The organism is Aureimonas ureilytica DSM 18598 = NBRC 106430 (assembly GCF_000382705.1).
In the GTDB taxonomy this organism is placed as follows: domain Bacteria; phylum Pseudomonadota; class Alphaproteobacteria; order Rhizobiales; family Rhizobiaceae; genus Aureimonas; species Aureimonas ureilytica.
Window position 1 is genome coordinate 1 of the sequence record NZ_ARQE01000028.1, and the last position, 13,386, is coordinate 13,386.

Consider the following 13,386-nt stretch of genomic DNA (forward strand, 5'->3'; position numbering starts at 1 on the left):
GACGTCGTCCTCTGCTCGACGGCGCAGGGCTCGCCGCTTCTGGGCGAGAACGCGGCAGCCCGCGTCGCCCAGCTCATCATTCTCGACGCCGTCTTCGCAGCCGTCGCCCAGCGCGACCTCAAGGCGGCAGAACGCAATCTGGCGGCCACGATGGGGGCCGTCAAAACCAAGCGGCGAAATTCATGAACATGCCCCGCAAGCCGGTGGTCGTCGTCGTAGGCAGCCTGCACTACGACATCATGGTCGATGCGCCGGACAGGCCGCGCAAGGGCGAGACGGTGACCGGCCACGCCTGGTCGCCGAAGTTCGGCGGCAAGGGCGGCAACCAGGCGGTCAGCGCCGCCAAGGCGGGCGCCGAAGTCCGCATGGCCGGCGCCGTGGGCGACGACGAGTTCGGCCGCTTCCTTCTCGCCACACTCCATGCCCTGGACGTCGACGCCACGCGTGTCGCCACCTTGTCCGGCATCGGTTCGGGCATGAGCGTCGCGATTTCCGACGCCGGAGGCGACTACGGTGCGGTGATCGTATCGGGCGCCAACTTGGAGATCGACACGACTGCGATTTCGAATGCGGATTTGTGGAGGGATGCCAAGGCGTTGATCCTCCAGAACGAAGTGCCGGATGCCGTGAACCTTGCCGCCGCCCGGGCCGCGCGCAACGCAGGAGCGACGGTCTGCCTCAACGCGGCTCCCTTCCGAACGCTTCCGGGCGAACTCGCTGCATTGGTGGACGTGCTGATCGTCAACGCGATCGAGGCTGAGGAACTCTGCGGTCGCCAAGTCACCGATCTGGCATCGGCGACCGATGCCGCACGGGACCTCCTGACGCGCTTTCCTAGCGTGGTCGTCACCGCTGGAGGCGCTGGCGTCGCAGGCATGCAGTCCGGTGGTGCGCCAATTGCCCTGGAAGCTCTGCCTGTACGCCTCGTGAGCACGCACGGAGCCGGCGACGCATTCGTCGGCGCCCTCGTGAGCTCTCTTGCCGTTGGCACGTCCTTCGCCGACAGCCTTTTAGCCGCGAACGAGGCGGCCGCCCGACATGTTTCCACTCGGCATGAGGTGGGTGGATGGTAGCGGGCAGCCCGGTTCAAGACTGCGGCACCGGCTGCGGTTTCCTGCGACACAGTTAGGAGATGGTCTGCTTCCGGCAGCCGCTCACTGGAACCTGACGGTCGCCTTTCCGCCCGTCCTACTCGTTTCGAGACCGGCGACTTCGGGCCGAAAGCGGACCGGCAGCTTACGGTGCGAACGCATGGAAAGCTGCCGCTCCGCTTTCGACCCGTTCCAGCCGTTCCAGCCATTCCATGGAGTTGCATTGCGGTTCGCAAACAGACACAACCTCTAGCAGAGGTTGAGGCAACAGAGCTTCGGTCGGAATGCGAACAAAGCAGCTACGCGCTCGGTCGATACTGCGGCACCGTTCGGCATGTTGGTTGCTCTCGCTTCCTCTCGCCGCGATGGTCGTGGCTTCGCTTGTCTTCGGTGCTATGAGTTGGGCTCCTGTTGCTATCGCCATCATCGGGCCTGGCGGCGTCCTCGGGCTCGTGGTTGTCATGGCGATTGGAGCGATGGGCCTTACCTCTCGGCTCGAAGACCTGTTTGGTCTTGAAGGTCCTACAATATATATGCTCGTCAGCGTGGTTATGGGCGTCGTGTTCTGGTGGGCCGTCACCCTCTTTGTTTTGCTGCTGGGTCGGCGCAAGCTGCTTGCCCAGAAGCCAGCTCACTTTGAACGGTGAAGCCGCTTTCGACCCGCTGTTGGCGATCAGAAGTGCCTTCCACGCGACTGTAAGCGGACATTATGTGTCACTGAACAGCACCGACCTCTTTCTTTAGGGTGGCCTACCGAGCCTGTCCGTGCAGATAGTCCGACAACTCGGTCCATCGCCCCTCCCAGTCATCCGTGATGATGGCCTGGATTTGTCGCGCCCGCCGGCGCCACATGTCGCTCTTGAACTGGGCCGGCTCCTCTATCACGACGTCGTTGACCCCGTCACGGATTAGCTTGCAGCCCAGCACTTCAAGGCCGAGGACGTAGTCTTGCATCGAGAGGTTCGAGGGCACTGGGTAGAGATCGAGGTTGGCCTCCCGCACCGGGTGCAACTTGCCCTTGATCACGATCGGAATGAACCCCGGAGAGGTTCGGCAAATCTTGAGAATGACGAGGTTCTCTGGATCGTCAAAAAACGCGACACTCATGCTTCGGCGTTGCTTCCCCTTCGATCAGCCTTGGATCTGCGAGGCAATGTCGTTGAGTGCCTTCACGATGCCTTTCGGTGGATAGGGCTTGGCAAAGAACAACCCGTTCTCCGGCAGTTCGCCCTCGCCGACCTGCACACGTCCCGAAGTCACGATGATGGTGATAGGAGGCCACCGGTCGCGGACTGCGCGGGCGAGCTTGAGCCCATTCATCGTTCCAGGCATCTCGACGTCGGTGAACAGGACGCGGATGTCGGAATGGCGCTCCAGAAGCCGAATGGCCTGGTCGGCGTTGCGCGCCTCGTAGACTGTGAAGCCGGCATCTTCGCACAGGTCGACGGCTTCGGCGCGCACGAGGGCATCGTCGTCGACGACAAAGACGGCGTAACGTTTGGGATCGAAGGACTGGCCCATGGTATGCGGTCGGTCTCTCAAGCGATGCGATCAGGACGAGCGGGCGCCCCGGTGAGTGTGAAGCGGATGCCAGCGGGATCGAAGTCAATACGACCCTCGCCGTCAAAGTAGGCGGCGACGATGCGCTCGATCAGTTTCGAGCCGAAGCCGCGGCGTTCAGGAGCGATAACTGGAGGTCCGCCCGTTTCGATCCAGCGAAACACGAACGCGCCGTCAACCTCGGCCCAGGACATGGCGACCCGACCCGTCTCGTTCGAGAGGGCGCCATACTTTGCCGCATTGGTCGCAAGCTCGTGGATCGCGAGGCTGAGCCCCAGCGCTTGCTGCGCCGTCAGACCAAGGCGCGGCCCGTTGGCCTCGATCCGGTGATCCTCCGTCTGGTGCGGAGCCATCGCAGCGCCAACGACCTCACGCACGTCAGCGTCCTCGAAGTTCGATCGCGTCAGGATGTCCTGCGCTCGAGCCAACGCCGAGATACGGGTGAAGACCGCCTCGTTGGCCTCTTCAATCGTGCGCGCCTGACGCAAGGTCTGGGCGGTGATCGCCTGAACCATGGACAAGAGGTTCTTCATGCGATGCGCCAGTTCCTGGTTCAGAACGGCACGAGCCTCCTCCGACGCCTTCAGAGCCGAGATGTCCCGGGAGACCGATAGGATGCGTTCGGGCTTCCCGTCGGCACCGAAGATCGGCGACACCTGGACGTCCCAGTAGCGCCGAGTGCCCTTCATCGTGTCGGCATAGCCCTGGAACACGGCGGGCTTGCCTGCCTGGGCCGAAGCGATGGCTTGCCTTGCCGCTGCATTCCCCTCGCCCTGCCAGAAGTCCGGCCACGGGCAGCCGTTGATGGCATTGAAGTCGGAGACCTCCATGACCCGCTGCCCGCCTTCGCTCATGAAGACGAGCTTGGCATCGAGGTCAAGCACCTTGATGCAGTCGTTCGAGGACGCCAGCACGCTGCGCAGGAATTGCTCGCTATCGCTCAGCCGGGCAATCGCCTCGTCACGGCTGTTCTGCGCGATCACCTGAGCCGTCGTCTCGTTGGTGATGTTGAGAAGCCCAGCCACTTGACCGGTCTCGTCGCGCACCGGCGAGTAGGCGAAAGACCACCACGTCTCCTCCGAGTAACCATGCCGGGTCATGAGAAGCGGCGTGTTCTCGAACGTCAGTGTTTCACCTGCGAAGGTGCGCTCGACCAAAGGCGCGATGTCTTCCCAGACGTCCGGCCACACGGTCTGGATGGGGAGCCCAAGGGCATGCGGATGGCGCGTGCCAAGGATCGGGGCGTAGCGGTCGTTGTAAAGGAAAGTACGCTCCGGACCCCACATGAGGCACATGGCGTTGCCCGCCGACAGCATCATGTCGACGATGGTGCGCAGGCTCTGGGGCCAGCTCCCACGATCGCCCAACGGAGTTGACGCCCAATCGAAATGTTCGATCAGCTCAACCATGCGCATCGATTGAGACGAGCCGGCAACGGCGGCTGGTTCTGCATACAATGTCATCTGCCTGCCCGCGCCGCCTGCCAACTCTTCGATGGGAAACCCGTTCTAGAAGATTGCATCATCAACGAAAAGCTCCCGTAGCCGACCAATCGTGTCCGATCTATTTGTGTTCGCGGCGCATCTTACTGGTGTCGCCTCCTGAGCAGCGTGAACGGGGACGTGGGATGGTAGTCAAGGATTGGGACGCCCAAGTAAGGCAACGAGCCTATGAGCTTTGGGAGAAGGCTGGGCGTCCTTGGGGACGCGAGCATGAGTTCTGGGCGATCGCTTCAGTGGAGATCGAGGGAGAGAAGCAGGAAGAGGACGAAATCGAGCGGTCAATCGCTCGGTAGGCACCGGTCCCGCGCCTCTCGTATCGAGATGTCCGCTATGATGCCCGTGCGGCCTGATAGCGGACCGTCGCTTTTCCACCCAGCCGAGCCGATCGGCGCTAAGGAAGCGGACACCCGGAAGCGGTCCATCCGCTTCCGACCCAATTCAGGTATCTAGCGGATTGCCAGGATCACCTGAAAGCGGTCGTGTTATCAGATTAGGAGTTTCATCCCGTTGGGCGGTGAGGAGACCTCAACATGGATTGTGTCATCCGTCCGGCATGCCTCAGCGATGCCGAGGGCATCAGCCGCATCATCTTCGCTGCGCTTCGTGACACCAATGCCAAAGACTACTCCGAAGCAGTGATCGCCCGCGTGGAGCGAAGTTTCTCGCCTGCGGCCGTATCCGAGTTGCTGACGCGTCGGCAAGTGTTTGTTGCCCTCGATCAAGACACCATCGTCGGCACGGCGAGCCTTGATGATAGGGTGGTGCGGACAGTCTTCGTCGATCCTAAGTTCCAGCGCTATGGGATTGGCAAAGCCCTAATGGCTCGGATCGAGAAAGCTGCTCTAGAGAAGGGGATCGCTGTGCTGGCAGTGCCTTCATCCGTCACGGCGGAGCCATTCTACGCAAAGCTTGGGTTCATCTCGGTGCGCGACAGCTACCACGGTGAGGAGCGGACCATCGTGATGGAGCGTCCGCTAAGTTAGCTCAGTTTCCCGAAGCAGACCGTCTCAAAACCACCCGGTTGGGCCAATCGGCGCCGGAGAAGCGGACACCCGGACGCGGTCCATCCGCATCCGGCCCTGCCGAGCCATTCTCAGCCTCATTCTCGGCATACCAGAAGCCGACCCAGGTCTGGCCTACCCTGTAAGCCCGTCAATGAAACTACTGGATATATAGGTCTGCGCCGTTCCCTTGCGGGCCCGCTTGGCTGTGTAAAGAGCCGCATCTGCTTGACGAAGCAGCGTGTCGCCGTCGCCATCCGTCGTGCCCGACCAGGCGATCCCTACCGTTCCAGTGACGCGAGCGATATGCCCTGCCATGGACGTGAGGGTGTCGAGATCGCGCAGCAAGCGGTCGATCATGGGCGAAAGTCTTCGGTGGTCGAAACTAGTGGGCACGACGATCGCAAACTCGTCGCCCCCCAAGCGACCAGAGAACCAACCCTCGTAGCAGGGCTGACGGAGACGATCGGCGACCTTCCGCAGCACGTCGTCACCTGCCGCATGGCCGAGCGCGTCGTTGACGCCCTTGAACCCGTCGAGATCGATAAGAAGCACTGCAAGCTCATTGCCAGCAGACCGGGCTTCGCGCAGGCTGAGGTCGAGCATGCGATAGAATTCTGCTCGATTGGCAAGCCCGGTCAGACTGTCGGTCCGAGCCTGGCGGCGCAGCGTTTCCTCCATCAGATGACGATCGCTGACATCCTGAATGACGCCAATCAGGGCGACCGGCTGCCCTTTTGACAACTCGATCTCGCAGGAAACGCGCACACGCCGCCATCTACCCTTCGCGCTGGTGAAGTCGGTATCCATCTCGAACGGCTCACCCGTATCGAGCGTCCGCATGACGGCATCTAAAAAAGCCGTGCGATCGGGTTCCGGGAAGAAGTTCAGGATCTCGGCGGTTGGCACGCCGCCGCCGATTGGCAATTCATGAATGGCAAAGACCCCGTCCGACCAAGACGTCGTGTTAGAGGCGATGTCGTAACGCCATGAGCCCATGTCCGCCATGTGCTCGGCCTGCTTGAACTGCCGGCGCTCGCGCTCCAGTCGCTCCACCGCAAGGCGCTGCTGCTCGGCGGCTTCGGCCGCCCGCAACGCGACAGCCCGCGCTTCGATCAGCGCCTCCGCCAGGCAGGCCAGCTCAGACAGGATCTCCAAATCCCCAGCGGTCGGCTCGCGCGGCTTGTCGTCGAGGACGCAGAGTGTGCCGATCGTCACGTTGTCGCCGTCCGCCTGACGCACACCGACCGGCACCCCGGCATGGAAACGGATATGGGGCTCGCCTGTCACGAACCGGCTTTCGGCGAAGCGCGGATCGAGGCTGGCGTCCGCCATCGTCACCGGTGCCTCGCTCTCGAATACGGCGGCGCAAAGAGCAGGCCCGCGCTCGGTCCAGGGCGCGAGCGGCCCGCAACGCGCCTTGAACCACTGCCTCTCCGGGTCGATCAGTGTCACCGATGACATGCTCGTGCCCAGCATGCGCTGCGCAAGCCTTGCTAGCGCATCGAACTCGCGTTCGGGCGGCGTATCGAGAAGGGCGATTTCTGTCAAAGCCTCTGGCGCAACGCTTCGCGCTGGTCGTCCGTCATGGATACCCCTAAAGCCGCCGAGAATCGGACGAGCGAATTCGGCTCTCGGTACTTGTCCTTAGACGGGTATTGATTAAGCCGACGTCAGCGTCGGCTTCCTTCCTCAAGCGACCGCGGAAAGATTCGTCGGGGACAGCCATTCTCCGAGCGCCGCCGCCGTCATTGGCTTTGCCATGAGGTAGCCCTGCCCTTCGGCACATCCCCACGACCGTACGAGGTCATAGGTGCTCTGCGTCTCGATACCTTCCGCAACCACCCGGTAGCCGAGCTGATGAGCCATCTCGATAACGGATCGCACCAGCGTTTGATCGCGCTCCGACGTCTCCAGCTCCGCGATGAATGCCCTGTCCACTTTCAGGATCGAAGCCGGGAGTTTCTGAAGGTAGGAAAGATTGCTGTAGCCACTCCCGAAGTCGTCGATCGCAATGGTGATGCCGGCATCGCGCAGCGCCTGAAGCTGACGAACGACAAGCGTGCCATTCCTTGCGATTGCGCTTTCGGTGAACTCCAGCTCCAGCATCGCAGGATCTGCGCCAGCAACCCGGACAAACTCGAGCATCCGCTCGGCGAAGTCCGTCTCATCGAGGTTCCGCGCAGAGACGTTGATCGAAACCTTCATATTGATGCCCATCCCGCGCCATTCCACGATCTGCGCGAGGGCGGTCCGAGCAACCCATTCGGTCAAAGGCTTCGCGAAGGCCGTCTGCTCGATGTCAGGGATGAAGTCGAAGGGAGGGACCGGGCCAAGCTGCGGATGGGTCCAACGCAGAAGGGCCTCGACGCCACTGCATTCTCCCGTGGCGAGCTCGACACGAGGCTGGTAGTCGAGGTGGAGCTGACCTGGTGTCGCCAGTGCCGCCCGAAAGTCATTCAGCAGCATGAAGCTGCGGGCATGACGAAGGTCGTGCCCCGGCGAATAATCGGCAATGCCGTCGTCGGACAACGCCGCGTCCTCGACGGCGTTCAGCATCCGCCTCAACGCATCGCGAGGGGATAGCTCATCGAGCTGGAAGAGGCAGGACCCAACAGCCAAGGTCGGCGTCACCGGAATGCCGTCGCATTCAACGGGATCGCGGAGAAGGTTTGCCAAAGAATGGATAAGCGCATCGGGGTCGCCCCCGAACTCTGGCGTGACCAGGACGGCCAGCCTCGTAGGCCCGACGTGGTAGAGCCTAGACGAATTGCCTAGGTGCTGACGCAGACGCGACGCACAGCCGCGAACGAGCGCCTCGGTGAAACTGGAGCCCAGCACCCGCTGTCCCTGACCTGACTGCCGCTGGGACACAAGATCGAACATCAGCCCTGTCGCGGTCTCGCCCGGATGAAGACGGGCGAGATCCTCGATATCTTCGAACATCTGATGCTGGTTCGGCAGGCCCGTGACTGCATCGGACCGGCCGATGGTGCTGTTGAGTTCGATTTGGCTCATCACCATGCCCGCGAGATCGCGCAGCACTTGTCGACCTTCATCGTCGAGCTCACGCACCTTGTCGTCCACGACGCAGAGGGTGCCAAGGCCGTAGCCCTGGCGCGTGAAAAGTGGTGCGCCCGCGTAGAACCGGATGCCCGCCTGAGCGAGCGGACTGCCAATGAACCGCGGATCGGCTTGTAGGTCGGGCACGACAAAGATGCCGTTGTCACCGATCGCGTAGCTGCACGGCGCCTGCTCGCGAGGGATCTCTGTGATGTCCACTCCCACCTTCGACTTGAACCATTGGCGGTCGCGATCCGTCAGTGAGATGGTCGAGACGGGCGCGTCGAGCAACTTGCTTGCAAGTCGCGTCAGGCGGTCGAAGCTATCGCTTGGCGACGTGTCCAGAAGGTTGAGATCGCGGAGCGCATTCAGGCGCGCTTCCTCGTTGTGGGCTGTGTCCTGAATGTAGGCTGCCATGCTGGTGCGTCCCTTCGATTCGCTCCCAGATAACCGCAAAAAGCTTACGACAACGTCGAAGGGGGTGTAATTCGAGGAACGGCGTCAACGGATTGTTTCGCCGTTCCCTTCAGTTCTCGACCTCTCTTACTACGAACGGCTCACCGACAGGGTGATTCCTGCTTTGTTGACGGCTTCTCTTTCGGGATGACACCGAATGGCGAGCATCAAGGGATCAAGCGTAATGCCGCTACTGGCAATGCGATCTGCCTTCGAACTGTGATGTCGGAAGGCGTACCGAAACCTGGCTGGTCGACCCCAGCAGTGCCACCGACCGCAACGCTGGGCTACCGGCCCTCCGCTATCGACCCTTCATTGCCCTTCCGAGGCACCGAGCGGATTTCCGAAAGCGGTCATTCCAACGCATGGAAAAGGTCTCGTATCTCCATCGTCGCTTGGCCATTTCGGAAAGAGGCATTCGGGAACACGTTTTGGGAAAATTTGCGCCAGGCCCGGGCTACGTCGTGGTCTGGTGTCGACGTTCTCGCTAGCCGTTCCCTTTCGGGACGAGCAAGGCGAACGTCAGGCCGTCTTCAACAGTCCCCGACGGTTGTGACAGCGGACGTGACGAAGGCGGGGCACACTCCGCCCCGCCTCCTCGTCGAAATCAGAACTGCTGTGCGGTCGGCCGGATGACGATTGCATTGATGTCGACGTCCTCGGGCTGTTCGACAGCGAACGCGATGGCGCGCGCCACCGACGCTGCTGGAATCGCCTGTTTGTAGAAGTCGAGGACCGTCTTGGCAGCCGTGCCCGAAGTCGTGAACTTCAGGTCGCTTTCGACCGCTCCGGGCTCGATCGACGTGACGCGGACCTTCTCGCCCACCTCCTGGCGCAGGCCCTCGCTGATCGCGCTGACGGCGAACTTGGTGCCGGAGTAGACCGTGCCACCCGGTGCGAAGACCTTGATCCCTGCAACCGAGCTCAGGTTGATGATGTGACCGCTGCCCTGCTCGAGGAAGCCGGGAAGAACTGCGGCGATGCCATAGAGCGTGCCCCTTAGGTTGACGTCGATCATCTGGTCCCACTCGTCCGTGTTGACCTCGGCCATCGGACGAATCGGCATCAGACCGGCGTTGTTGATCAGCACGTCGAGACGGCCGAAGTCGGCAATGATTGCGGCGACGACGGACTGGATTGCCGACTTGTCGGTGACGTCGAGCGCGTAGGCACGTGCCGTGCCGCCGTTCGCGACGATCTCCGCCACGACCTCATCGAGCTTGTCCTTGCGCCGTGCAGCGATGGCGACCTTCGCACCCCGTTCAGCAAGAAGTCGGGCGGTCTCAGCGCCGATGCCGGTGCTGCCGCCGGTGATGAGGACGACCTTGTCTTCGATACCCTTGGTCATTGCCATGTTCCCTTCGAGTCGGATTTCAGCTTGCGCCGGATCGTGGCTCCGCCTCAGCGATCGCCACGTGGATGCGCATCTGAGCCTTCATGTTTGCGGCGTCCGTCGCCGATGTAAGGGAGTTGGGTACGGTCGACATATTCAAGAAATTGATTTTCTTGATTATTGATATGCGGACTACATGATACCTCCATGCGCTATGACCTGAACCTGCTGCCGATATTCGTCGCCTTGATGGAGGAGCGCAGCGTCACACGGGCGGCCGGGCGCTTGGGCATGACCCAGCCGGCGCTGTCCAACGCCCTGTCCCGCCTCCGTCTCATGCTGCAGGATCAGTTGTTCGTCCGTGAGCGCTACGGCGTCCAGCCGACGCCGGTCGCGCTCGAACTCGCGCCACGGATCACCGGGGCGCTCGCGCAGCTTGACGATCTGGTCCTTGGCCAACAGGCCTTCGATCCAAAGCAGGCGGAACGGCTCTTCACCATCGCGCCGAACGGCTATGCCGAGTTCGTCCTCGTCCCTGCTGTTGTGGCGCGACTGCAGAAGGTTGCGCCCGGCATCAGGCTCCATCTGACCCCGTACGGCAACGATCTCGCCGAAACGGGTGTCGTTTCCGGAACGACAGCGCTCGTATTGGGTCGCATCGTCGACCCGCCCGACAACCTCGTCGTTCAGCACCTGATGGACGAAGGGTTCGCCTGCGCCGTACGCGCCGACCATCCAAACGTCGGCGATGCCGTGACGCGTGAGCAGTTCGAGACAATGAAGCACGTCAACATCGTGCCGCCAGGACGGATGCGTGCCGGGCTGTTCCAGGCGCTGGCCCAGCAGCAACTGAAGCGTGACGTAGCGATCTCCGTGACCAACTTCTTCGCGGTCGCCGAGATGGTGGCGGTGACCGACTATTGCGCTACCTTGCCATCGCTTATCTGCAAGCGGCTGATGCAGGAGCCTCGGCTGAAGATCCTGCCGGCCCCGGTCGACCTCGGCAGCTTCCCCGTCGAGATGGCATGGCACGTTCGTTATAGACATGACCCAGCGCACCGCTGGCTGAGGGCGCTGATCGGTGAGGTCATCACTGACCTCAACGCTTGAGCTTTCCAGCTTCACCATCGTTTGCGGGAAAGCCCCTAACGATCTCGAATGACAGCTTATTGCTAACTTCATTACAGGAGCGGATTGGAAGCTTTCCACCCACTTGAGGCGATCGGCGCCCGGGGGAAACGGACGTGTCAAAGCAGGCCGTCCGCTATCGCTCCCCCGCAGACATTTGCAGCCCGTCAGTGCGGACCCGCGAGCGGTCCTCCCGCTCAGGCGGATTGGCGTCCCTCCTCGTCCTTTTCGTTCGCCACCCCTTCCGCCGGCGAGCCGTGCTTCGGCTTGCCATAGAGGCCGAGATTGGCGTCGCCCCATCCTTTCAGGGCAAGGAGTATGGGCTCCATCGTCCGCCCAAGCGGCGAGAGGCTGTACTCCACCTTCGGTGGCACCTGGGCATAGACCTTTCGCTCCACCAATCCGTCCTCCTCCAGTTCCCGGAGCTGGTTGGTGAGCATGCGTGGCGTCACGTTCGCGATCTGTCGACGGATCTCGCCAAAGCGGAGTGTGCCGGACAGAAGGTGAAACAGGATCACCGACTTCCACTTGCCGTCGATCAAGCCGACTGCCGCCTCCACCGAACAGCCAGGACTGCAATCGAACCGCGAGAACCGCGCCTACGCCATGACGGTATCCTTTTCGACACTATAGGCTGCATTTGTGCGTATTGAGCTCGCACGAGGCTACAGCCAAGTTCGGCCCGTCTCAACAAGCGAAGCGGCAGCAGGAGCACGCATCATGAAGGCCATCGGCTACAGGACGCCCGGAACGATCGATCGAGCGGACGCGCTGGAGGACATCGAACTCCCCCGCCCCGTTCCGACCGGGCGCGATCTCCTCGTTGCGGTCAGGGCCGTCTCGGTGAACCCGGTCGACACGAAGGTCCGCATTAGCGCGCGGCTGAGCGACGACGGTTGGAAGGTGCTGGGCTGGGACGCGGTCGGAGAGGTCGTCGAAGTCGGCGACGGGGTTGTCGGCTTCAAGCCCGGTGACGACGTGTTCTACGCCGGTTCGATCGCCCGCCCGGGGAGCAACAGCGAGTTCCATCTCGTCGACGAGCGCATCGTCGGGATGAAACCGGCATCGCTGTCGGATGCCGAGGCCGCCGCCCTGCCGCTGACGGCCCTCACCGCCTGGGAGATGCTGTTCGATCGGATCGACGTGGCCAAGCCGGTCCCCGGCGCAGCGAACGCCATCCTGATCGTCGGAGGGGCTGGCGGCGTCGGCTCGATCGCCATCCAGCTCGTCCGTGCCCTCACCGATCTCACCGTCATCGCAACCGCATCGCGGCCCGAGACCGAGGCCTGGGTCCGCGAACTCGGAGCTGACCACGTGATCGACCATTCCCGGCCCTTGGCCGAACAGGTGGCCGCCCTCGGGATCGGGGCCCCCGCCTTCGTGTTCTCGACCACTGAAACGCTCCGGCATCTGTCCGAGATCGTCGAACTCATCGCTCCGCAAGGCCGCTTCGGGCTCATCGACGATCCCGACGCCCTCGACGTCACCCCGTTCAAGCGCAAAGCCGTCTCGATCCATTGGGAGCTGATGTTCACCCGCTCGATCTTCCAGACGGCCGATATGAGCGAACAGGGCCGGATCCTCGGCCAGGTCGCGCAACTTGTTGACGAGGGCCGCATTCAGACCACCGCGACGAGCACGCTGACGCCTATCAACGCCGCGAACCTGCGTCAGGCGCATGCCCTCCTCGAGAGCGGCAGGGCGCGGGGCAAGGTCGTGCTGGAGGGCTTCTGAAGTCGGACGCAGAGTTCGATACACCGTGCAGGACCGGACCGGGCCCCGGCCGCGTCTCGACCTGACTTTGCTGGCAGCAGGTGGGATGCCCTTGCTGGGTCGCTCAGTTCTGAAGGCAATTGAACAATTAACGATGCGTGGGATACCGGCAGGTCGCTACTGTCCGCTTCCCACGCGATCGATCTCGGAAGCGGACAGACCGCTTTCCACCCTGTTCAGCGGTTGGAACGGCCACCGTCGAGTTCTAAGAGCGGCCGTTCCGTACCAGCGTGATGCCGGCCTAGTCGAGGGTTACACCTCGGTACTCTCAGCCAAGGTCAGTGCGTCCTCAACGTCGACGCCAAGGTAGCGCACCGTGCTCTCGATCTTCGTGTGGCCGAGCAGGATCTGGACGGCGCGCAAGTTGCCGGTCGCCTTGTATATGATCGACGCTTTCGTCCGCCGGAGCGAGTGCGTGCCATAGTCCTCTTTACGTAGACCGATCGCGGCGACCCATTCATCGACGAGACGAGCGTACT

General features: G+C 62.4%; 14 protein-coding genes and 1 pseudogene. 7 read left to right on the forward strand and 8 right to left on the reverse strand.

The genetic code is table 11. The features are described from left to right. The 3 genes and pseudogenes from B146_RS27325 to B146_RS0123870 all read left to right on the forward strand — a co-directional run. Nucleotides 1-186, forward strand: a pseudogene (locus B146_RS27325) (MurR/RpiR family transcriptional regulator); the annotation flags it as partial. Next, nucleotides 183-1,073 (forward strand): ribokinase, encoded by an 891-nt coding sequence (locus tag B146_RS0123865; RefSeq protein WP_019998999.1) that lies wholly within the window; start codon nucleotides 183-185, stop codon nucleotides 1,071-1,073. The pseudogene B146_RS27325 and the gene B146_RS0123865, both read left to right, overlap by 4 nt. 359 nt (nucleotides 1,074-1,432) lie before the next feature. Next, nucleotides 1,433-1,738, forward strand: coding sequence for a hypothetical protein (locus B146_RS0123870; RefSeq protein ID WP_019999000.1), 306 nt, complete (start codon nucleotides 1,433-1,435; stop codon nucleotides 1,736-1,738). Nucleotides 1,739-1,841: 103 nt separating this feature from the next. On the opposite strand, the gene B146_RS0123875 is transcribed toward B146_RS0123870, so the two are convergent. From B146_RS0123875 to B146_RS28115, 3 genes are read right to left on the reverse strand one after another with little or no spacing between them, the layout of a single operon-like run. Next, a complete protein-coding gene (locus tag B146_RS0123875; RefSeq protein ID WP_019999001.1) occupies nucleotides 1,842-2,198 on the reverse strand; it encodes a hypothetical protein in 357 nt (118 codons plus the stop codon). 24 nt (nucleotides 2,199-2,222) lie between these two features. After that, nucleotides 2,223-2,612, reverse strand: coding sequence for a response regulator (locus B146_RS0123880; protein WP_019999002.1), 390 nt, complete (start codon nucleotides 2,610-2,612; stop codon nucleotides 2,223-2,225). A gap of 17 nt (nucleotides 2,613-2,629) precedes the next feature. Continuing rightward, on the reverse strand, nucleotides 2,630-4,060 hold the full coding sequence (locus B146_RS28115; protein ID WP_026358898.1) for a sensor histidine kinase: 1,431 nt from the start codon (nucleotides 4,058-4,060) through the stop codon (nucleotides 2,630-2,632). Between the two features lie 218 nt (nucleotides 4,061-4,278). Between B146_RS28115 and B146_RS28765 the strand changes: the two genes are divergently transcribed. Next, nucleotides 4,279-4,446: a DUF2934 domain-containing protein gene (locus B146_RS28765; protein WP_019999003.1), complete on the forward strand. Its 168-nt coding sequence runs from the start codon at nucleotides 4,279-4,281 to the stop codon at nucleotides 4,444-4,446. A gap of 237 nt (nucleotides 4,447-4,683) precedes the next feature. Beyond that, the gene (locus tag B146_RS0123895; RefSeq protein ID WP_019999004.1) at nucleotides 4,684-5,136 is read left to right on the forward strand and encodes a GNAT family N-acetyltransferase; all 453 of its coding nucleotides are present in this window, start codon (nucleotides 4,684-4,686) and stop codon (nucleotides 5,134-5,136) included. Between the two features lie 153 nt (nucleotides 5,137-5,289). On the opposite strand, the gene B146_RS0123900 is transcribed toward B146_RS0123895, so the two are convergent. The 3 genes from B146_RS0123900 to B146_RS0123910 form a co-directional block, all read right to left on the reverse strand. Further along, nucleotides 5,290-6,705: a sensor domain-containing diguanylate cyclase gene (locus B146_RS0123900; protein WP_019999005.1), complete on the reverse strand. Its 1,416-nt coding sequence runs from the start codon at nucleotides 6,703-6,705 to the stop codon at nucleotides 5,290-5,292. Between the two features lie 141 nt (nucleotides 6,706-6,846). Then, nucleotides 6,847-8,634 carry a putative bifunctional diguanylate cyclase/phosphodiesterase gene (locus tag B146_RS0123905; RefSeq protein ID WP_019999006.1) on the reverse strand — a complete coding sequence of 596 codons (1,788 nt, stop codon included), beginning with the start codon at nucleotides 8,632-8,634 and terminating at the stop codon, nucleotides 6,847-6,849. Between the two features lie 646 nt (nucleotides 8,635-9,280). After that, nucleotides 9,281-10,021 carry an SDR family oxidoreductase gene (locus tag B146_RS0123910; protein WP_019999007.1) on the reverse strand — a complete coding sequence of 247 codons (741 nt, stop codon included), beginning with the start codon at nucleotides 10,019-10,021 and terminating at the stop codon, nucleotides 9,281-9,283. Between the two features lie 192 nt (nucleotides 10,022-10,213). Between B146_RS0123910 and B146_RS0123920 the strand changes: the two genes are divergently transcribed. Next, on the forward strand, nucleotides 10,214-11,116 hold the full coding sequence (locus tag B146_RS0123920; RefSeq protein WP_019999008.1) for a LysR substrate-binding domain-containing protein: 903 nt from the start codon (nucleotides 10,214-10,216) through the stop codon (nucleotides 11,114-11,116). 215 nt (nucleotides 11,117-11,331) lie between these two features. Here B146_RS0123920 and B146_RS27335 read toward each other — a convergent pair whose 3' ends face one another. Continuing rightward, nucleotides 11,332-11,676, reverse strand: coding sequence for a winged helix-turn-helix transcriptional regulator (locus B146_RS27335; RefSeq protein WP_019999009.1), 345 nt, complete (start codon nucleotides 11,674-11,676; stop codon nucleotides 11,332-11,334). Nucleotides 11,677-11,854: 178 nt separating this feature from the next. Between B146_RS27335 and B146_RS0123930 the strand changes: the two genes are divergently transcribed. Continuing rightward, entirely contained in the window at nucleotides 11,855-12,868 is a 1,014-nt protein-coding gene (locus B146_RS0123930) for a zinc-binding alcohol dehydrogenase family protein (RefSeq protein WP_019999010.1), read from the forward strand. 291 nt (nucleotides 12,869-13,159) lie between these two features. Here B146_RS0123930 and B146_RS0123935 read toward each other — a convergent pair. Beyond that, on the reverse strand, nucleotides 13,160-13,386 hold a 227-nt coding region (locus tag B146_RS0123935; RefSeq protein WP_019999011.1), incomplete at its 5' end, for a tyrosine-type recombinase/integrase.